This is a genomic window from Mesorhizobium sp., assembly GCF_024509055.1.
Taxonomy (GTDB): Bacteria; Pseudomonadota; Alphaproteobacteria; order Rhizobiales; family Rhizobiaceae; genus Mesorhizobium.
Genome location: NZ_JANINM010000217.1, coordinates 23,319 through 41,658, shown reverse-complemented (window position 1 = coordinate 41,658; position 18,340 = coordinate 23,319). Strand labels below are relative to the sequence as shown.

At 64.5% G+C, this 18,340-nt stretch carries 17 protein-coding genes and 1 pseudogene; 9 read left to right on the top strand and 9 right to left on the bottom strand.

Annotation, left to right across the window (positions count from 1 at the left end; genetic code table 11):
• Positions 1–494: pseudogene (locus Q0L57_RS10540) on the bottom strand (ketoacyl-ACP synthase III); the annotation flags it as partial.
• Positions 495–585: 91 nt separating this feature from the next.
• Entirely contained in the window at positions 586–1,383 is a 798-nt protein-coding gene (locus Q0L57_RS10535) for an alpha/beta fold hydrolase (RefSeq protein WP_296742226.1), read from the bottom strand.
• Positions 1,384–1,497: 114 nt separating this feature from the next.
• On the opposite strand from Q0L57_RS10535, the gene Q0L57_RS10530 reads away from it, so the two are divergent.
• Positions 1,498–2,388: a LysR family transcriptional regulator gene (locus Q0L57_RS10530; protein ID WP_296742223.1), complete on the top strand. Its 891-nt coding sequence runs from the start codon at positions 1,498–1,500 to the stop codon at positions 2,386–2,388.
• An 18-nt stretch (positions 2,389–2,406) separates the two neighbouring features.
• On the opposite strand, the gene Q0L57_RS10525 is transcribed toward Q0L57_RS10530, so the two are convergent.
• Together Q0L57_RS10525 and Q0L57_RS10520 are read right to left on the bottom strand one after the other, a co-directional pair.
• Positions 2,407–2,856 carry a DNA polymerase III subunit chi gene (locus Q0L57_RS10525; protein WP_296742220.1) on the bottom strand — a complete coding sequence of 150 codons (450 nt, stop codon included), beginning with the start codon at positions 2,854–2,856 and terminating at the stop codon, positions 2,407–2,409.
• Positions 2,857–4,383 (bottom strand): leucyl aminopeptidase, encoded by a 1,527-nt coding sequence (locus Q0L57_RS10520; protein WP_296742217.1) that lies wholly within the window; start codon positions 4,381–4,383, stop codon positions 2,857–2,859.
• A gap of 357 nt (positions 4,384–4,740) precedes the next feature.
• On the opposite strand from Q0L57_RS10520, the gene lptF reads away from it, so the two are divergent.
• From lptF to Q0L57_RS10480, 8 genes are all read left to right on the top strand, one after another.
• On the top strand, positions 4,741–5,940 hold the full coding sequence (lptF, locus tag Q0L57_RS10515) for an LPS export ABC transporter permease LptF (RefSeq protein WP_296742214.1): 1,200 nt from the start codon (positions 4,741–4,743) through the stop codon (positions 5,938–5,940).
• Positions 5,941–5,942: 2 nt separating this feature from the next.
• Positions 5,943–7,025: an LPS export ABC transporter permease LptG gene (gene lptG, locus Q0L57_RS10510; protein ID WP_296742211.1), complete on the top strand. Its 1,083-nt coding sequence runs from the start codon at positions 5,943–5,945 to the stop codon at positions 7,023–7,025.
• Positions 7,025–9,469, top strand: coding sequence for an LPS-assembly protein LptD (locus Q0L57_RS10505; RefSeq protein WP_296742208.1), 2,445 nt, complete (start codon positions 7,025–7,027; stop codon positions 9,467–9,469). The genes lptG and Q0L57_RS10505 overlap by 1 nt, the downstream gene beginning before the upstream one ends.
• A 270-nt stretch (positions 9,470–9,739) precedes the next feature.
• On the top strand, positions 9,740–10,663 hold the full coding sequence (locus Q0L57_RS10500) for a peptidylprolyl isomerase (protein ID WP_296742205.1): 924 nt from the start codon (positions 9,740–9,742) through the stop codon (positions 10,661–10,663).
• A 74-nt stretch (positions 10,664–10,737) separates the two neighbouring features.
• Entirely contained in the window at positions 10,738–11,766 is a 1,029-nt protein-coding gene (gene pdxA, locus Q0L57_RS10495; protein WP_296742230.1) for a 4-hydroxythreonine-4-phosphate dehydrogenase PdxA, read from the top strand.
• Between the two features lie 23 nt (positions 11,767–11,789).
• A complete protein-coding gene (rsmA, locus tag Q0L57_RS10490) occupies positions 11,790–12,623 on the top strand; it encodes a 16S rRNA (adenine(1518)-N(6)/adenine(1519)-N(6))-dimethyltransferase RsmA (RefSeq protein ID WP_296742228.1) in 834 nt (277 codons plus the stop codon).
• Between the two features lie 159 nt (positions 12,624–12,782).
• Complete coding sequence (locus tag Q0L57_RS10485; protein WP_296742201.1) at positions 12,783–13,091, top strand: type II toxin-antitoxin system RelB/DinJ family antitoxin; 309 nt, start codon at positions 12,783–12,785, stop codon at positions 13,089–13,091.
• Positions 13,088–13,381 carry a type II toxin-antitoxin system RelE/ParE family toxin gene (locus Q0L57_RS10480; protein ID WP_296742198.1) on the top strand — a complete coding sequence of 98 codons (294 nt, stop codon included), beginning with the start codon at positions 13,088–13,090 and terminating at the stop codon, positions 13,379–13,381. Before Q0L57_RS10485 ends, Q0L57_RS10480 begins: the two co-directional genes overlap by 4 nt.
• Before the next feature lie 43 nt (positions 13,382–13,424).
• On the opposite strand, the gene gmk is transcribed toward Q0L57_RS10480, so the two are convergent.
• The 5 genes from gmk to Q0L57_RS10455 form a co-directional block, all read right to left on the bottom strand.
• On the bottom strand, positions 13,425–14,099 hold the full coding sequence (gene gmk / locus Q0L57_RS10475) for a guanylate kinase (protein ID WP_296742195.1): 675 nt from the start codon (positions 14,097–14,099) through the stop codon (positions 13,425–13,427).
• Between the two features lie 5 nt (positions 14,100–14,104).
• Positions 14,105–14,995 (bottom strand): YicC/YloC family endoribonuclease, encoded by an 891-nt coding sequence (locus tag Q0L57_RS10470; RefSeq protein WP_296742192.1) that lies wholly within the window; start codon positions 14,993–14,995, stop codon positions 14,105–14,107.
• A 150-nt stretch (positions 14,996–15,145) separates the two neighbouring features.
• A complete protein-coding gene (gene mltG, locus Q0L57_RS10465; protein ID WP_296742189.1) occupies positions 15,146–16,423 on the bottom strand; it encodes an endolytic transglycosylase MltG in 1,278 nt (425 codons plus the stop codon).
• 166 nt (positions 16,424–16,589) lie between these two features.
• Positions 16,590–17,852, bottom strand: coding sequence for a beta-ketoacyl-ACP synthase II (fabF, locus tag Q0L57_RS10460; protein WP_296742186.1), 1,263 nt, complete (start codon positions 17,850–17,852; stop codon positions 16,590–16,592).
• A 37-nt stretch (positions 17,853–17,889) separates the two neighbouring features.
• Positions 17,890–18,126 carry an acyl carrier protein gene (locus tag Q0L57_RS10455; RefSeq protein ID WP_006203723.1) on the bottom strand — a complete coding sequence of 79 codons (237 nt, stop codon included), beginning with the start codon at positions 18,124–18,126 and terminating at the stop codon, positions 17,890–17,892.
• Between the last annotated feature and the right edge of the window lie 214 nt (positions 18,127–18,340).

Sequence of the window (18,340 nt, the reverse complement as noted above, 5' to 3'; positions counted from 1 at the left end):
GCCGCCGCGCCGTCGCCGAACAATGCGGCGATCTCGGGCGCGTCCCGCCACGGCAAAGCGCGCGAGGCGACTTCGGCCGAGAACACTAGTGCCGTCTGGCATTGCCCCGCCTCGATCATGCGGCCGGCGGTCTCGAAAGCGGTGAGGAAACCGAGGCAAGTGCTGTTGACGTCGAAAGCGGCGGCCGAGCCGTCGGCGAGGCCGAGGCGCTGCATGAGCAAGGGGGCCGTCGCCGGCAGGGGCTGGTAGGGCACGCCACAGCCGCCAATGATCAGATCGACTGAACTGGCTTCGATCTTTGCGTCCTCCAGCGCAAGCCGCGCCGCGGCATGGGCAAGGTCGATCTGCGATTCGGCCTCGCAGACATAGCGCTCGACGACACCGGTTGCGGTTTCGAGCGTGCCCTGCGAAAGGCCCAGCCGCCCCTCCAGCGTGCGCGTCGCGACGCATTGGGACGGCACCGCCCTGCCGGTTCCGACGATCCTGACGCGCATCCTCTCCCCACCGCGTGAGCTCGCGACTATCTAAACCAAAAGGTAGTCGATAGCGATGTTCGCGAAGCTCGCGCGGCTCGGTGCGTTCCGATCAGCTGTTGCGAAGAAACCCTGTCACCGCGTCCATGAACTCCACCGGCCGTTCGACATTGAGCAGATGAACACCGGGCAGGAGCAGAAGTTCGGCGCCGGGGATCGCCGCGGCGATTGCCTCGCTGTGGCTGGCAAGCGTCACCTTGTCGTCCTCGCCGCCGATCACCAGCGTCGGCGCTGTGACCAGGGAAACAGAACGGCGCAGGTCGCTGTCACGCACGGCGGCGAAGCATCCCGCCAGCCCTTGTGGCGACATGGCGAGGATCGCCGAGCGGAATCCATCCACGGTTTTGTTCGAACCGGCAAGCATCGATGCCGGGAACCAGTTGCGCATGAACATGTCCGCCGTCGCCGACAGGTCGCTTGCCGCGAGCACATTGCGGATCTGCTCGTCGAAATAGGATGCCGGCCCCAGGTGCGGCGAGGTGTTCGAGAGGATCAGGCGGTCGATGCGCTCAGGCGCATGGATGCCCAACCATTGGCCGACGAAACCGCCGAGCGACAGGCCGAGGAAGTGCACGCGGGCAATGCCGAGAAAGTCGAGCAGTTCCAACACATCGCGGCCGAGACGGTCGAGCGAGTAGGCGCCGGCCGGGGCATCGGAGCCGCCATGGCCGCGAAAATCGTAGCGCAATACGCGGAAGGATCTGGCGAGCTCCGGCACCTGGCCATCCCACATATGGAGCGTCGTAGCGATGGAATTGGAGAGCATCAGCACCGGCCGGTCTTCCGGGCCATCGAACCGATAGGCGATGCGGTTGCCGTCGCCGGCAATGAAATAAAGCAAGTCGGTCATTTTGGTCCTCATTTCTGTCTGGCGGAGGGCTTTCCGCTGCGTTCAATGAGGAAAAGTTAGGCGTGGTGCCTATCGAAGAAAATTACTATGATTTAACTATCTCTGTAGGAAACAATGACAGTGGATGGCCTCAAGCTTCACGACCTTAGATGTTTCGACGCTGTCGTCGGCGAAGGCAGTTTCCAGGCAGCTGCCGTAGCCTTGAACCGGACCCATCCATCCGTTTTCGCCGCAGTCGCGCGGCTGGAAGCGCAGCTCGGCCTCACGCTTCTCGACCGCAGCGGCTATCGGGTGAGCCTGACGGAGGAAGGCCGGCTGTTCCATGGCCGCGCGCAACTGGCGATCCGCGAGTTGGAGCAGTTGCAAGCCTTTGCCGGCCAACTCGCCAGCGGCGAGGAGACCATTCTGCGTGTCGTCATTGGCGATGTTTGCCCGAGGCCAAGGATCCTCGGCCTGCTCAGCCGCTTCTTCGCCGAGCACAAAAGGACGCGCCTGCATCTCGAATACGAAGCGATCAGCGGTCCGATTGAACGGCTGATGGATGCCGAGGCCGAGCTGATCTTCCACCGCGCCAACCCGTCCGATCCGCGGCTCGAGCGGATCGATCTCTGCCAGGTCCGCTTCGTGCCGGTGGTCGCGCCAGGCTTCCTGCCTTTCGACGATGGGCGCGACATCACCCCGGAAGCGATGCGGTCCTTCACGCAATGCGTGATCCGCGATACCGCGCGACGTCCGTCTTCCGAGAGCTTTTTCGTCCTCGACGGCGCGCATTCCTGCTCGACGCCGGACCATATGATGAAAAAGGAGCTGATCCTGCACGGATTGGCCTGGGGCCATCTGCCCGAATGGCTGATCGAGGCCGAATTGCACGACGGGCGGCTGATCTCGATCGCCGGCAAGCACATCCCCGGACGCACCGAGACAGTCGCGGCAGTGCGCCGGCGCGACCGGCAGCACGGGCCGGTGGCCGACGCCTTGTGGCATTATCTCCAGGCCGGGGATTGAGACGCGCTCGGCCCGAGCCTATGCCTTGCGCTCCCATCGACGGTCCGGCGTCTGCTGCCAGTAGGTCACGGCGTGGCCGGCTTCCTTCATCGTCTTCCAATGGCCGCGTGCGCCTTCAACCTGCGCGGCATCGTGGCCGTCGAACAGGAACACGGCACGCTCGTAGCCGGTGAGCTCGGGCGGGCTCGCGCCGTCGACAAGGAAACGGATCTGCGCCGCGTTGGGATTGCCCTCGCCCGTGGTGAGCAGGATCGGCTGCTCGGCCGGATAGGCCTCGCGGTCGGTGGCGTGCGCCAGGAAAGAATCGTCGCGGAACGTCCACAGATGCTGGTCGAGCGCGTCGCGGCGCTCCTCGGTACCGGTCTGCACCACCACATGCCAGCCGCGGTCGATGCTGCGCTCGAGCAGGCCGGGCAGCGCCTCCTCGAGCGTCGATTCCGTCAGGTGGTAGAACAGGATGTCGGCCACCTAGCCCTCGTAGTTGTCGCGGACGAGCCGGTCCAGCAGACGCACGCCGAAGCCCGAGCCCCAGGACTGGTTGATCTCGCTGGCCGGGGCGCCCATCGCGGTGCCGGCAATGTCGAGATGCGCCCAGGGCGTGTCCTTGACGAAGCGCTGCAGGAACTGCGCGGCGATGATGGCGCCACCATAGCGGCCGCCGATATTCTTCATGTCGGCGTTCTTGGAATCGATCAGCTTGTCGTATTCGGCGCCGAGCGGCATGCGCCACAGCCGTTCCTGCGTCGACTGGCCGGCGTCGGCCAGCCGCGTGGCAAGCTCGTCATTGTTGGAGAACAGGCCGGCATAATGCTGGCCGAGCGCGACCATGATGGCGCCGGTCAGCGTCGCCAGGTTGACCATGAATTTCGGCTTGAAGCGGTCGTTGGTGTACCAAAGCGCGTCGGCCAGCACGAGGCGGCCCTCGGCGTCGGTGTTCAGCACCTCGATCGTCTGCCCCGACATCGAGGTGACGATGTCGCCGGGACGCTGCGCATAACCGTCGACGGCGTTCTCGACCAGGCCGATGACGCCGACCACATTGGCTTTCGCCTTGCGCGCGGCCAGCGCATGGATCAGCCCGGTGACGGCGGCGGCGCCACCCATGTCGCCCTTCATGTCCTCCATGCCGGAGGCGGGCTTCATCGAATTGCCGCCGGTGTCGAAGGTGACACCCTTGCCGATGAAGGCGAGCGGCGCGTCCTTGGCCTTGCCGCCCTTCCATTGCATGATGGCCATGCGCGCGCCGCGCGGCGAGCCCTGCGCCACGCCGAGCAGCGAGCCCATGCCGAGCTTCTTCATTTCCTTCTCGGTCAAGATCTCGACCTCGACGCCGAGCGCCTCCAACTGCTTTGCACGCTCCGCGAACTCCACCGGACCCAAAGCGTTGGCGGGCTCATTGACGAGGTCGCGCGCCAGAAGCACGCCGTCGATCACCGCGCCCTCGTCGGCGAAAGCCTTCTTCGCCGCGGCCGGGTCAGCGCAGTGGATGGTCACCTTGACCGGCTTGGGCGGCTCGGCCTTCTTGGCCTCGGCCCCTTTTGCATCGGAGTGGTTGTCGTCCCTGTCCTTGCGGGTCTTGTACTTATCGAAGGAATAGCTGCGCAGAAGGATGCCGGCGGCGAGGCTGGCCGCCTGCCGGCCATCCTGCTGGAGTTCCGGCAGGTCGAGGATGACGGCGACTTCCGTTGCCTTGCGCAGCGTGGCCGAGACGGCGCCGCCGAGCTTCAGCCAGGCCTGGTCATCAAGGTTCGCGACCTTGCCGACACCGATCGCCACGAGCCTGTCGACCGACGCCCCTTCCGGCGCCAGCACCTCGACGGAACTGGCGAACTTGCCGGAGAAATCGGCGACCGGAAAAGCGCGCGCCAATGCGCCGGCCGGATCGCAGGCCTTCGCCTGTTCGCCAAGCCCGCCGCCCTCGGCCGCGAACACAAAGGCGCTGCCTTTTTTCGGCGCTGCGAATTTGGCGAAGGCAATCGAAGGTCTCGGGGTCATCAAATCCTGCTTTCGGGGGTGGCCGTGGGGTGACGGCTGGGGTCGTTCAAGCGTGCGCGACATTTGGTCGTTTTCAGCCATTTGGCAAGACTTTGCCCGAAATAGCCGGCTATACCAGCGGCGAAACCAGCGAAAGATTCGGCGCGGCGCAGCCTAAGCTTTCCGCCACAACCCGTTGTTAACCATCAATGTTTTGCATTTCTTATCCATTGACGCGGAAACTCCGCCGCGCCTGGGCATGTGGCGTGGGGCGACAAACCGGAGCGAGCCGCCGATGGACCCAGTTGTGCAGGCGTCGTCGGATGACTACCTTGTCGACGGGCATGATGCCGTTCGGCAAAATCGAGAATAGCCTTCATGAAGGTCGTTGAACGCTACATCATGCGTCGCGCCACGGCGATGTTTCTGGCATCGCTGGTCTGGACGCTTGCGATCGTGTGGACGACGCAGGTGCTCGCCAAGATCAACCTCGTGACCGACAACGGCCAGTCCATGCTGACCTTCTTCGAGGTCGCGGCCCTGATCATCCCTTCGGTGGTGCCGATCGTCATACCTTTCGCGCTGGTGGTCGCGGTGGCGCAGACGCTGAGCGCTATGAACACCGATTCGGAACTCGCGGTGATCAACGCCGCCGGCGCCTCGCGCTGGACGATCGCGCGGCCCATCCTCCTGCTCGCGCTGGCGGCCAGCGTGTTCTCCTTTGCCGTCGACAACGGCATCGACCCCTATGCCCGCCAGAAGAACCGCCAGCTGGTGGCGGCCTCGCGGGCCGATCTTGTGTCGCTGATTATCCAGGAAGGGACATTCCGCAAGATCGACGACGGCCTGTTCCTGCAGATCGGCGAACGTCTTCCCGGCAACAGGCTCGGCGGCATCTTCGTCGCCGACTCGCGTGAGGAAGGCGCCAGTCTGGTCTACTACGCCAAAACCGGCAGCATCGTCGAAAAGGGCGACGAGAAGGTGCTGATGATGAACGACGGCGTCATCAACCGCAGGTCGGTGACCGGCGACCTCTCCGTCATCCGCTTCACCTCCTATGCCTTCGATCTCTCCGCCTTCATGTCGGCGAGCAACGAGATCTCGCTCCTGCCCAAGGACCGTACGACGGCATATCTGATGAACCCGGATCCCAACGACAAGCTTTTCCAGCGCGAGCCGGGCAGTTACCGGGCCGAGCTTCACCAACGCTTCGCCGAATGGACCTATTCGCTGGTGTTCGCGCTGATCGCGCTTGCCGTCGCCGGCGACGCGCGCTCGCACCGCGAGGCGCGCATCCACCCGCTGATCACCGCCATCTCGATCTCGCTGTTCGTGCGCTGGCTGGGTTTCTTCGCCGCCGGTAACGCCGACAAGGGCTTGAACTACATCTATCTGCTCTACGCCATACCGATAGTGGCCTCCGCGATCTCGATCTGGTTCATCGTCACCGCGCGCACCATGGAACTGCCTGTCGCCTGGGCGGACGGCCTGGCGAATCTCGCCGGCCGAATCGGCGAGGGCTGGAACGCGTTGAAGCTCAGGCTTGCCCGGCGCGGCACGTCCGGTCAGGGAGCCTGACCATGGGCTGGACGCTCGGCCGCTATTTCTTCTTCCGCTATGTGTCGATCACCATCTGGTTCTTCCTCGGCCTGCTGGCGCTGGTGTTCCTGATCGATTTCACCGAGCTTTCGGGCCGCACGACCGGGCTGCCGGGGTTCACCTACGGCACCGCCTTCGCCATTTCGGCGCTCAGGATGCCGATGATCATGCTGCAGACGGTGCCGTTCGTCGGGCTGTTCTCGGCGATGGCCACGCTGGTATCGCTCAATCGCAGGTACGAACTGGTCATCGCGCGTTCCGCCGGCGTTTCGGCGTGGCAGTTCCTGTTTCCCTGCTGCGTCGGCGCGCTGATGTTCGGCGTGATCTCGGTCGGCGTGCTCAACCCGATCGCCGCGCATGGCTTTTCCTGGTCCGAGCAGATGGAAAACCAGCTGCGGGCCGGCAAATCCAACGCGGTGACCACGGATGGGACGCCGTGGCTCCGGCAGAAGACCGATTCGGGTGACACCATCATCGGCGCCCGCGCCATCCTCAACCAGGGGCTGGAGATGGCGGACGCGGTGTTCTTCGCCCTCGACAAGCAAGGCAACATCGCCGAGCGCAAGGACGCCGCCAAGGCCTTCCTGCGCGATGGCTATTGGGAATTGCAGGACGTCAAGGTCTTCAAGGACGGCAATATCCGGGCCGAGGCTTCCGACCGTGTGCCGACGAACCTCAAGCCCGAATTCGTGCAGGAGCGACTCGCGCGCCCGGAAACGATCCCCTTCTACGAGCTGCCGGCCAAGATCGAGGTTGCTCGCTCCTTCGGGCTCAAGGCAAATGCATTTGCCATGCAGTTCGATTCGCTGGTGGCGTTGCCGTTCCTCCTCGTCGCCATGACGCTGATTGCGGCAACAGTTTCAATGCGATTTGCGCGAATGGGGCAGTCGGCAACGATGATTCTGGGTGGCGTCGTGGCCGGCTTTCTGCTTTATGTCGTTTCGGTACTGGTCAAGGCATTCGGTGTCGCCGGATTCGTGCCTACGGTGGTGGCTGCATGGGTTCCGGTTGTCGTGGCTATGTTCTTCGGGGTGACATTTCTGCTATACAAGGAAGACGGCTAGTGAGGGAGGCGGTTTTGCGCAGCCATAGGCAGGCCGGTTTGGCACGCCTCTATGGGGCGACCGCCTTGGCATGCTTGTTCGCTTGCGCGGTGCCGTTCGGCTCCGCGCTGGCGCAGGATGTCAACACCATGGCGCAGAAGGTGCCGTCCGGTTCGCAGATGCTGCTGGCCGCCGATACGCTCGTCTACAACAACGACAAACACACCGTGACCGCCGTCGGCAGCGTGCAGATCGATTACGGCGGCAACAAGCTCGTGGCCCAGCGCGTCGAGTATAATCGCGACACCAAGCGGCTTGTCGCCACCGGCGCCGTCGAGCTGATCAACAGCGACGGCACGAAGATCAATTCCGACCATATCGACATCACGGACGACTTCGCCGACGGCTTCGTCAACGCGTTGCGCGTGGAAACCGTCAACAAGGCCTATTTCGCCTCCGAGAGCGGCGAGCGCATGGGCGGCGTGCTGACGACGTTCCACAACGGCGTGTACACCGCCTGCGAGCCCTGCGAGGACAAGCCGGACAGCGCGCCGACTTGGCGCGTCAAGGCCCGCAAGATCATCTGGAACGGCGAGAAGAAGACCGTTCGCTTCGAGAACGCGAACTTCGAGTTCTTCGGCTTCCCGCTCGCCTATCTGCCGGCTTTCGAGATCGCCGACCCGACGGTGAAGCGCAAGAGCGGCTTCCTGATCCCCAGCATCACCTACAACACCAATCTCGGGCTCGGCGTCAAAGTCCCCTACTATTTCGCGCTGTCGCCGACCTACGACCTCACGGTCAGCGGCACCGGCTACACCAAGCAGGGTTTCCTCGGCGAGGCCGAGTGGCGCCAGCGTTTCAACAATGGCGAGTACAGCCTGAAGATCGCCGGCATCAAGCAGCAGGATCCGGACGCCTTCATCAACTCGAACACCGCCAACTTCGACAACGGCCACAATGTCGATTCCGGCGCGAGCGGCGACCCGACCAAGTTCCGCGGCATGATGGGGACCAAGGGCCAGTTCGCCATCAACGAGCGCTGGAATTTCGGCTGGGACGTGCTGTTGCAGACCGACAAGGACTTCTCGCGCACCTACAACATCGACGGCTATGGCGACCTCGTCCATCAGTCGTCAGTCTATCTGACGGGCCTCAGCGGTCGCAACTATTTCGACGTGCGCGCCATGCGCTTCCAGGTGCAGGAAAACACGCTCTCCGGCGACCCCTCGGCACGTGGCGGCGAGCAGCCCTGGGTGCTGCCGTCCCTGGACTACGCCTATATCCCGGACATGGCGGTGGCCGGCGGGCAGTTGTCGATCAACGTCAATGCGCGGGTCATCAGCCGCAACTCGCTGGATGAGTCCTTCGAGACGCCCTACGACGCGAGCACTCCCGTGCAGCGTGTTGCCGGCATCGCGGGACAAAACGGCCGCTTCACCGCCGAGGCCGAGTGGAAGCGCACTTTCACCACCGATGGCGGCCTGCAGTTGACGCCGCTGCTCGCGCTGCGCGGCGACACCTCCTACGTCAACGCGGACTCGGCTTCGCTGCAAGCCATCCAGCAAATGGCCGCCAATCCGGCGATAGGCGCCGCCGACGACATGCGCACCTCGGTTGCCCGTTACATGGCCACGTTGGGCCTGGAGATGCGGTGGCCACTCCTGTTCTCGATGGCCAATTCCAGCCATATCCTCGAGCCGACGGCGCAGGTCTTCCTGCGCCCGAACGAGCAGTATGTCGGCGGGCTCGCCATTCCGAACGAGGACGCGCAGAGCTTCGTCTTCGACGCCACGACGCTGTTCGAGCGCGACAAGTTCTCCGGCTACGACCGTATCGAAGGTGGCTCGCGAGCCAATGTCGGCTTCCGGTATTCTGGCGCCTTCGACAGCGGCTGGGGCACCAACGCCATCTTCGGCCAATCCTATCAGCTGGCCGGCCTGAACTCGTTCGACGCGCCGGACCTCGTCAATGTCGGCGCCTATTCGGGGCTGCAGACCTCGAAGTCGGACTATGTCGGCCTCGTCGGCTTCAACAGCCCGAGCGGCTTCTCCGGCTCGGTCAGCGGCCGGTTCGACGAGCAGACCTTCGAGGTCAGGCGCGCCGAGATCAAGGCTGCCTATTCAGGCCTGCCGGTCTCGCTCAGCGCCAAATATGCCTTCATCGAGGCGCAGCCACTCTATGGCTTCACCACCGATCGCCACGAGGTCACGCTCGGCGCGTCGACGCATCTGGCGCAGAACTGGCGCGTCTTCGGTACCAGCACCTACGACATCCAGCAGAACGTGCTGGTCAAGGACGGTGTCGGCTTCGCCTACAACGACTCCTGCTTCACCTATGTCATGACGTTCTCGCAATCGCGCGACACCATCACCAAGGAAGTGTCGCAGAATGTCGGCTTCAACCTCTCGTTCCGCACGCTCGGCGATTTCGGCTCCTCGACCAGTTCGGTCGACACCATCCAGTAAGCGGGCGGCGAGGTGCGTCGCTCCTGTGCCGGATGAGGCGCGGCCTTGATTTGATGTGCGATCCCTCGAAAATAGACGCGATTGCGGGGATCGTGAGCCGGCGACATTGTTTCGCCGCATAGAGTGGGCACGGGGGTTGAGACTATCGCGCATGATCCTGACATCCGGATGGATTCGGATCGTGAGTAGGATTGGGTATTGTGGCGCATTTTTCATGTCCCTCGCGGATCGGAGGCGCTACAGGGGCGGACCAGAATTTGGGAAGGTGAGATGAGGAAATACCTGTTTTCGGCAGGGTTCGCGCTGCTCGTGGCGGCGACCTCGGTTTCGATCACGGTGATGACGCCGCCGGCTTTTGCCAGCCAGGTCAAGTATATCGTCAACGGCATACCGATCACCAGCGACGACATCGCCCACAGGGCAGCGTTCTTCAAGCTGCAGCACAAGAAGGGCGATGCAAAGCAGGAAATGATCGACCAGACCCTGCGCATGGCCGAAGTCAAGCGACTCGGGATCCGCATCACGGACCAGCAGGTCGACGCCGCCTATCAGCGCTTCGCTTCTAACAACAAGATGCCACTCGCGAAGCTCGACGCCATCATGTCGCAGTCGGGCGTGACCAAGGAGCATTTCAAGGAGTTCATCCGCGCACAGATGGCCTGGGGCCAGGCGCTCAGCGCCCGCTACCGTTCCGGTGAAGGCGGCGCGGTAACCGAGGAAGACGCGGTTCGCCGTATGCTCGACAAGGGCGGCGCCAAGCCAACGGCCATGGAATACATGCTGCAGCAGGTGATCTTCGTGGTTCCGGCGTCCGAGCGCTCAGCAACGCTCGCCAAGCGCAAGCGCGAGGCCGACGCCATGCGCGCCCGCTTCAACGGGTGCAACACCACGCGTGAATTCGCAAAGGGTCTGCTCGACGTCACCGTGCGCGATCTCGGCCGCGTGCTGGCGCCGCAATTGCCGTCGGACTGGGCCGAGCAGATCAAGGCGACCAAGGTCGGCGGCGCCACGCCGACGCGCGAGACCGAACGCGGCATCGAGTTCATCGGCATCTGCTCCTCGCGCGAGGTTTCCGACGACAAGGCCGCGCAGATGGTTTTCCAGGCCGAGGGCGGCAACGACAAGGACGCCGAAGAGCTCAGCAAGAAATACCTCGACGAATTGCACAAAAAGGCAAAGATCGTCGAGCGCTAGGACGACGTTTGGATCGAGGCGCGCGACCGGACCGGATGTCTTTCCCGCCGCCGTCCGGACCGGTTGGCATGAGCATGCGCAAGGACGACACACCACTGGCTCTCACGATCGGCGATCCCTCAGGCATCGGCCCTGAGATCGCGATCGCCGCCTGGCAGGCCGGCGACAGCGCCGGCGTGCCGCTCTTCTACCTCATCGCCGATCCGGCCCTCGTCGAAGCGCGGGCGCGCGAGATCGGCGCCAATGTGGCGATCGTGGAAACACTGCCCGGACAGGCGGCGCACCACTTTGCCCGCGCCCTGCCGGTCGTGCCGCTCGACGCGCGCCATCTCGACAGCCCGGGCGAGCCGAATCCCGCCAATGCGGCGGGCACCATCGAGGCCATAGACCGCGCCGTCGCCGACTGCTTTGCCGGACGCGCCGCCGCGGTGGTCACCTGCCCCATCGCCAAGAAGCCGCTCTACGACGCCGGCTTCCGCTTTCCCGGCCATACCGAATATCTGGCGCATCTGGCTTCGCGCCACACCGGCGCCGAGGTCAGCCCGGTGATGCTGCTTGCCGGCCCGGAGTTGCGCACCGTTCCGGTCACCATCCACATCGCGCTGGCCGACGTGCCGAAGGTGCTGACGACCGAATTGATCGTCACGACGGCCCGCATCACCGCCTCGGATCTAAGGGCGCGCTTCGGCATCGCCCGGCCGCGGCTCGCCATCGCCGGGCTCAACCCGCATGCCGGCGAAGGCGGCTCGATGGGTACTGAGGACATCATGATCGTGCGGCCGGCCGTGGAGATGCTCAAGGCTGAAGGCATCGATGCGTTCGGGCCGCTGCCCGCCGACACGATGTTTTATCCACGCGCCCGTGCCGGCTATGACGCAGCGCTCTGCATGTATCACGACCAGGCGCTGATCCCGGCCAAGACGCTCGCCTTCGACGAGGCCGTCAACGTAACGCTCGGCCTGCCCTTCATCCGCACCTCGCCAGACCATGGCACGGCCTTCGACATCGCCGGCAAGGGCATTGCGCGCGCCGACAGCCTGATCGCCGCGCTGAGGCTGGCGCGGCGGCTGGCCGACAGCGGCCGCCAGGCCGCCGCTGCATGAGGCCTGAGGTGAGTGAAAGGCGCGTGACCATCGACGGCTTGCCGCCGCTGCGCGAGGTGATCGAGCGCCACGGCCTGCAGGCCAAGAAAGCGCTTGGCCAGAATTTCCTGCTCGACCTCAACCTGACCAGCAAGATCGCGCGCGCCGCCGGCGACCTCACCGAGGCGACGGTGATCGAGGTCGGGCCAGGCCCCGGCGGCCTGACGCGGGCGCTGCTCTTCAACGGCGCCAGACGCGTGGTCGCCATCGAGCGCGACGAACGCTGCCTCGAGGCGCTGGCCGAAGTCTCCAGCCACTATCCCGGTCGCCTCGAGGTCATTCCCGGCGATGCGCTCAAGACGGATTTCGCCGCACTCGCGGCCAAGGCGAATGGCGGGCCGGTGAAGATCGCCGCCAACCTGCCCTACAATATCGGCACCGAGCTTCTGATCCGCTGGCTGACCGTGGCCGACTGGCCGCCCTTCTACCAGTCGATGACGCTGATGTTCCAGCGCGAGGTGGCCGAGCGCATCACGGCAGGCCCCAGCAGCGACGCCTATGGCAGGCTCGGTGTGCTCGCCGGCTGGCGCACGGAGGCGCGGATCGCCTTCGACGTGCCGCCACAGGCTTTCACGCCGCCGCCCAAGGTCACCTCGTCGGTCGTGCATCTCGTGCCGCGCCAGTCTCCCCTGCCCGCCGACGGCAGGAAGCTCGGCCGCGTCACCGAAGCCGCCTTCGGCCAGCGCCGCAAGATGCTGCGGCAAAGCGTCAAGAGCCTGGGCGGCGAGGCGCTGCTCGCCCGCGCCGGCATCGACCCGACGCGCCGCGCCGAGACGCTCAGCGTGGAAGAGTTCGTGCGGCTGACGAACGCGGTGTAGCTCGTCTTCTCACCGTCGCGGCGAGAAGGTCAAGGTCCCAGTCTTCGGCACGGCGCCCAGCCGCTTTCAACTTCCTTATGACTACAAGATGAGACAGGAGCATGGCAGGGCTGGCGCCTGTCATTCAAATGCATTACATTCGCAATGAAGGAAACTGCCATGCCAATGAACGCACTCATCCAGACGCGTATTGACGCCGATATCCGGGATCGGGCTTCCGCCGTGCTTGAGAGCATGGGACTAACGGTTTCGGATGCGGTGCGGATACTCCTCACCCGTACTGCCAACGAGGGCGCCCTGCCCATCGATCTGGTCACGAACAGTGAGGCATACGATCTGTGGTTTCGCGCCAAGGTACGTGAGGCGCTCGACGACACCCGACCCGATATTCCTGACGATCAAGCCGAAGCGCATTTTGCCGAGCGGCGCGCAGCAGCGCGAGGCAAGGCCGGTGGAACCGGGCCTTGAAGATCGTCTGGTCGGTCCTCGCGCTTTCGGATCGGGACAGGATTTTCTCGCATATCGAGACCGACAATCCCGCGGCCGCGATTGCCGTCGATGAGCGGATCGCCGCCTCGACCAAGCGGCTTCGCGACTTTCCCGAGAGCGGCCGCCCCGGCAGACTTGCAGGGACCCGAGAGCTTGTCATCGTCGGGACGCCCTATGTCGCGGCCTACCAGCTGACGCAGAGCACAATACGGATCTTGCGTGTGCTTCACGGAGCGCAACGTTGGCCGGACGATCTGCCGGACGGCTGATGCTAGTAGTGACGGCCCAACGGTGTTGGAAGCATCGCCTCTGCTATTGCGTCTTCTCGTCTAGCAATCCCGAGATGAAATCGAACAGGCCGGGCCGGCGGTCGCGACGCAGGCGCTCCGCCGTGACGATGGCGCGAACTTCGGCGAAAGCGCGGTCCAGATCGTCGTTGACGATGACGAAGTCGTATTCCTTCCAATGCTCGATCTCGAGTCGGGCGTTCTTGAGCCTGGTCTCGATGACGGATTCCTGGTCCTCGGCGCGGCGCTTCAAGCGCGCCTTCAATTCCTTCATCGACGGCGGCAGGATGAAGATCGAAACGATGTCGGCGCGCATCTTCTCCTTGAGCTGCTGGGCGCCCTGCCAGTCGATGTCGAACAGCATGTCGCGGCCTTCGGCAAGCGCTATCTCCGCCGGCTCGCGCGGGGTCGCATAGCAATTGCCGTGCACCTCGGCCCATTCGAGCAGCGCGTCGGAATCGCGCAGCCGCTCGAACTCACGCATGGTGCGAAAATGATAGTGGACGCCCTCTATCTCGGAGCCTCGACGCGGCCTGGTTGTGACCGATACCGACAGTTCCAGGCTCGAATCGCTTTCCAGGAGATTGCGCGCGATCGTCGACTTGCCGGCGCCGGATGGCGACGACAGCACCAGCATCAGTCCACGGCGGCGGATACGGGACCCCAGATCCCTGGCGGCCGTCGGCTCCTTGGCAACCATTCCCGTCACTCCAGATTCTGCACTTGTTCGCGAAACTGGTCGACCACCGCCTTGAGCTCCAGACCGATCGCGGTGACCGCGGCGGCGTTCGACTTGGAGCACAAGGTATTCGATTCGCGGTTGAATTCCTGCGCCAGGAAATCGAGCTTGCGGCCGATTGCGCCACCGCCCTGCAGGAGTGAACGGCCCGACGCGACATGCGTCTTCAGCCTGTCGATCTCCTCGCGTATGTCGGCTTTGGTGGCCAGGAAGGCCGCTTCCTGATGCAGCCGCGCGGCATCGAGATTGGCCGAGGCGTCCATCAGCAGGCGCACCTGCTCGGAGATACGCTCGCGGATCGCCGCCGGCTCGCGCGAGCGGTCGGCCTCCGCCTTCAGCGTCAGCGCCTCGATGGCGTCGATGTGGCCGGACAGCAGCGAGCGCAGCGCCGCTCCCTCGTTCTGCCGCGCCTGTTCCAACCCCGCGAGCGCGGTGTCGAGCGCCGACATGATCGCGGCGTCGAGGGCTGCCCGCTCCTCCTCGGTCTCCAGCGCTTCCGGAATGTCGAGGACGCCACGCAGGGACAAGAGGCCGTCAGCGGTGGCGGGCTGGGTACCGAACTGCTCCTGCAGCCGCTTGGCGAGGCCCGCCAGATCCTTGAGGAACGCCTCATTGACCACCGGTTGCGCCTGCTGCGCGGCGGCGCGGCCGACCGTCAGCGTGGCCTGGAAATTGCCGCGCGCGAAACGCTTCTGCACGGTCTGCCTGACGGCGGTCTCCAGACGGTCGAAGCCCTGCGGCAACCTCAGCCTCACCTCGACGCTCTTGCCGTTGACCGATTTCACCTCCCAGGCGATCGACGTGCCGTCGCATTCGGCGACGGACCGCGCGAAACCGGTCATGCTCTGCACATTCATGATCTATGCCACCCCTGCCACATGATCGGGCGCTTCGTGCCCCGAATCCTGCGTGCCCACTGAAAACGGCGAGACCTTCGGCCTGGCGCCGCCTGCCCCCTCAAAACATGAATATGGCCCGACGTCAAAGGACGCTCGGCGTCGGCCCCCTTATTGGGCGTCGTCGCCGCCCGCGTCGCCATTTTCTCCGGCGGCCCCGGGACCGACCCCCGTGCTGCCACCGTCGGTACCGCCCGTGGCGTTGTCATCGGGTGCGGCCGGCGCCGTGGTCTGGCCGGATGCCTTCGCTGCCGCGTCGGCCTGCTTCTTCTGCAGAGCACGATAGCGGGCGACGTTCTGGTTGTGCTCGTCGAGCGTCGCGGCAAAGACATGGCCGCCCGAGCCATCGGCGACGAAATAGAGATCGTCGGTCTTGGAGGGATTGGCGACGGCTTCCAGCGCGGCGCGGCCCGGATTGGCGATCGGCGTCGGCGGCAGGCCCTTGATCAAATAGGTGTTGTAAGGCGTCTGCTTGTCGATGTCCGACTGATAGATCGGCCGGTCGGCCGGTTTGCCCTTGCCGCCGAACAGCCCGTAGATGATGGTCGGGTCTGACTGTAGCCGCATGCCCTTGGCGAGCCGGTTGAGGAACACGGCCGCCACGCGCGAGCGCTCGTCGCCCCTGCCAGTCTCCTTCTCGACGATCGAGGCCAGCGTGACGAAATCCTGCTGATTGGCGATTGGCAGGTCGGGCGCGCGATGTGCCCAGACTTCCTCGACCAGCTTCTTCTGGTCAGCGAGCAGTTTGTCCACGATCTGCTGGCGGGTGTAACCGCGAGGGTACCGCAGCGTGTCGGTAGCGATGCTTCCTTCAGGCGGCATGGCCGCCGGCATGGCGCCGGTCAGCGCCTCCTGGTCGGCTACGCGTTCAAGCGCCTGCTCGACCGTCAACCCTTCGGGAATGGTTAGCGAGTACATCACCGACTTGCCGCTCTTCAGCAGATCCATGATGTCGCGCATCGAGGCGTGCGGCTTGATGGCGTATTCGCCGGGCTTGAGGCTCTGATCATTGCCGGAAGCGCGCACGCCCAGCCTGAAGATGCGCGCATCGCTGATCAGGTTGCGGCGCTCCAGCTGATCGGCAATCTCCTGCACGCCGGTGTTCGGCTTGATCAGGAAGGTATCACCGTTGGCGGACGGCCCCGGCTCGACGAAAGCCTCCATGCCGAAATAGAGCGCGGCCCCGGAGGCCAGCACGAACAGGATCGCCACCGAGAGGAAGAAGTTCAGGAAGACGACGATCTGGCTGCGCGAAGCGCGCGAGCGCTTCGACAGTGGCGGCGGCGTGCCGGCTTCCGGACGCAGCGCCTCGGCCGCCGTCTTGGGCACGATTGGGCCTTGGGTCTGACGTTGTCCGAATTCCCCACCGCCGCCCGTATTTGTATTCATGGCGCCCTACCGTCTCATCTCGCAACGAATCCCCCAGCGAAAGGCTAGAGGAGAATTTGGCAAAAATGACGGCAGGTGGCGGGACTGCCGGTTAGCTATCTGTGTCCGGACAATTCTTGATGGAAAACCACCGCGTGCTCTTCCTGGAACTGCTCCTGCTGGCCCTTCAGCCATCATAACGCTGGAAGACGAGCGACGCGTTGGTGCCGCCGAAGCCGAAGGAATTCGACAGCGCCACATCGATCTGGCGCTGGCGCGGCTTGTTCGGCACGAGATCGATCGCCGTCTCGCGTTCCGGATTGTCGAGATTGATGGTGGCCGGCGCGATGTTGTCGCGGATGGCCAAGATCGAGAAGATCGCCTCCGCGGCACCCGCCGCCCCCAGAAGGTGACCGATCGATGACTTGGTCGACGACATCGATATCTTCGAGGCGGCGTTGCCGACCAGGCGCTCCACGGCGCCGAGCTCGATCGTGTCGGCCATGGTCGAGGTGCCGTGAGCGTTGATGTAGTCGATGTCGGCAGGCGAGAGCTTCGCCCGGTTCAGCGCGGCGGTCATGCAGCGGAAGGCGCCATCGCCATCCTCGGACGGCGCGGTGATGTGATAGGCGTCGCCCGTGAGCCCGTAACCGGTGACTTCGGCATAGATCTTTGCGCCACGCGCCTTGGCGTGCTCGAGCTCTTCCAGCACGACGACGCCCGCGCCCTCGCCCATGACGAAGCCGTCGCGGTCGCGGTCATAGGGACGCGATGCCGTCTCGGGAGTATCGTTGCGCTCGGTGGAGAGCGCGCGGCAGGCGGCGAAGCCGGCGATCGACAGCCGGGTCACCGGCGCCTCGGCGCCGCCAGCCACCATGACGTCGGCATCGCCCCACATGATCAGCCGGGCGGCATCGCCGATGGCATGCGCGCCGGTCGAGCAGGCTGTGACGACCGCGTGATTGGGGCCCTTCAGGCCATGCCGGATCGAAACCTGGCCGGAGACCAGGTTGATGATCTGTCCGGGGATGAAGAAGGGGCTGATACGGCGCGGGCCGCGCTCCTTGAGGATCATCGCGTTCTCGGCGATGCCGTCGATGCCGCCGATGCCTGAACCGATCAGCACGCCGGTGGCGCACTGATCCTCGTAGGTTTCGGGTTTCCAGCCGGAATCAGCCAGCGCTTCGTCGGCGGCCGCGATGCCGTAGAGGATGAAGTCGCCGATCTTGCGCAGTTCCTTCGGCTCAAGCACGGCCTCCGGATTGAAGGTGCCGTTGGAGCCGTCGCCGCGCGGAATGATGTGGGCGATCTTGCAGGCAAGGTCGTCCACCTCGAATTCGGTGACGCGGCGGGCGGCGCTGCGGCCGGAAAGAAGTCCCTTCCAGCTGTATTCAACACCCATGCCAAAAGGCGAAAGCAGGCCAAGGCCCGTGACGACGACACGCCTCATCGCAGGTCCTCCCCGGTAATAATGCCTGCGGAAAGCCTCAGGCCGAGGCCTTGTCGATGTACTTCACGGCATCGCCGACGGTCAGGATCGTCTCGGCGGCATCGTCCGGAATCTCGACGCCGAATTCTTCTTCGAACGCCATGACGAGTTCCACCGTGTCGAGGCTGTCCGCGCCCAGATCGTCGATGAAGCTCGCCTGCTCCGTCACTTTGTCGGCATCGACGCCGAGATGCTCGATGACGATCTTCTTGACGCGCTCTGCGGTGTCACTCATTTGGGGCATCCTCGTCTTACATTGTGTTGTCTTCGTTAGCGGGCGGAATGCCGCTAATCAAGCTGAAAGATGGTCCTGTGGGAAACGCAACGCCACAGGGCCGGTTTTTGCCCGAACCGCCGGGTTGCCGGCCGCATTACACGAAAAATAGCGGGCGTCCAAGCCGAAATGGCTGTTTTCACAGGCGCCCGATCCCGGTCCGGCAAATCAGCGC

Excerpts from the sequence above, each read along its gene's own strand:
- Q0L57_RS10470 (WP_296742192.1), bottom strand. The coding sequence starts at position 14,995 with ATGAATGTGCAGAGCATGACCGGTTTCGCGCGGTCCGTCGCCGAATGC.
- mltG (WP_296742189.1), bottom strand. The coding sequence starts at position 16,423 with ATGAATACAAATACGGGCGGCGGTGGGGAATTCGGACAACGTCAGACC.
- Q0L57_RS10535 (WP_296742226.1), bottom strand. The coding sequence starts at position 1,383 with ATGACCGACTTGCTTTATTTCATTGCCGGCGACGGCAACCGCATCGCC.
- Q0L57_RS10500 (WP_296742205.1), top strand. The coding sequence starts at position 9,740 with ATGAGGAAATACCTGTTTTCGGCAGGGTTCGCGCTGCTCGTGGCGGCG.
- Q0L57_RS10455 (WP_006203723.1), bottom strand. The coding sequence starts at position 18,126 with ATGAGTGACACCGCAGAGCGCGTCAAGAAGATCGTCATCGAGCATCTC.
- gmk (WP_296742195.1), bottom strand. The coding sequence starts at position 14,099 with ATGGTTGCCAAGGAGCCGACGGCCGCCAGGGATCTGGGGTCCCGTATC.
- Q0L57_RS10485 (WP_296742201.1), top strand. The coding sequence starts at position 12,783 with ATGCCAATGAACGCACTCATCCAGACGCGTATTGACGCCGATATCCGG.
- Q0L57_RS10520 (WP_296742217.1), bottom strand. The coding sequence starts at position 4,383 with ATGACCCCGAGACCTTCGATTGCCTTCGCCAAATTCGCAGCGCCGAAA.
- fabF (WP_296742186.1), bottom strand. The coding sequence starts at position 17,852 with ATGAGGCGTGTCGTCGTCACGGGCCTTGGCCTGCTTTCGCCTTTTGGC.
- lptG (WP_296742211.1), top strand. The coding sequence starts at position 5,943 with ATGGGCTGGACGCTCGGCCGCTATTTCTTCTTCCGCTATGTGTCGATC.
- lptF (WP_296742214.1), top strand. The coding sequence starts at position 4,741 with ATGAAGGTCGTTGAACGCTACATCATGCGTCGCGCCACGGCGATGTTT.
- Q0L57_RS10530 (WP_296742223.1), top strand. The coding sequence starts at position 1,498 with ATGACAGTGGATGGCCTCAAGCTTCACGACCTTAGATGTTTCGACGCT.
- pdxA (WP_296742230.1), top strand. The coding sequence starts at position 10,738 with ATGCGCAAGGACGACACACCACTGGCTCTCACGATCGGCGATCCCTCA.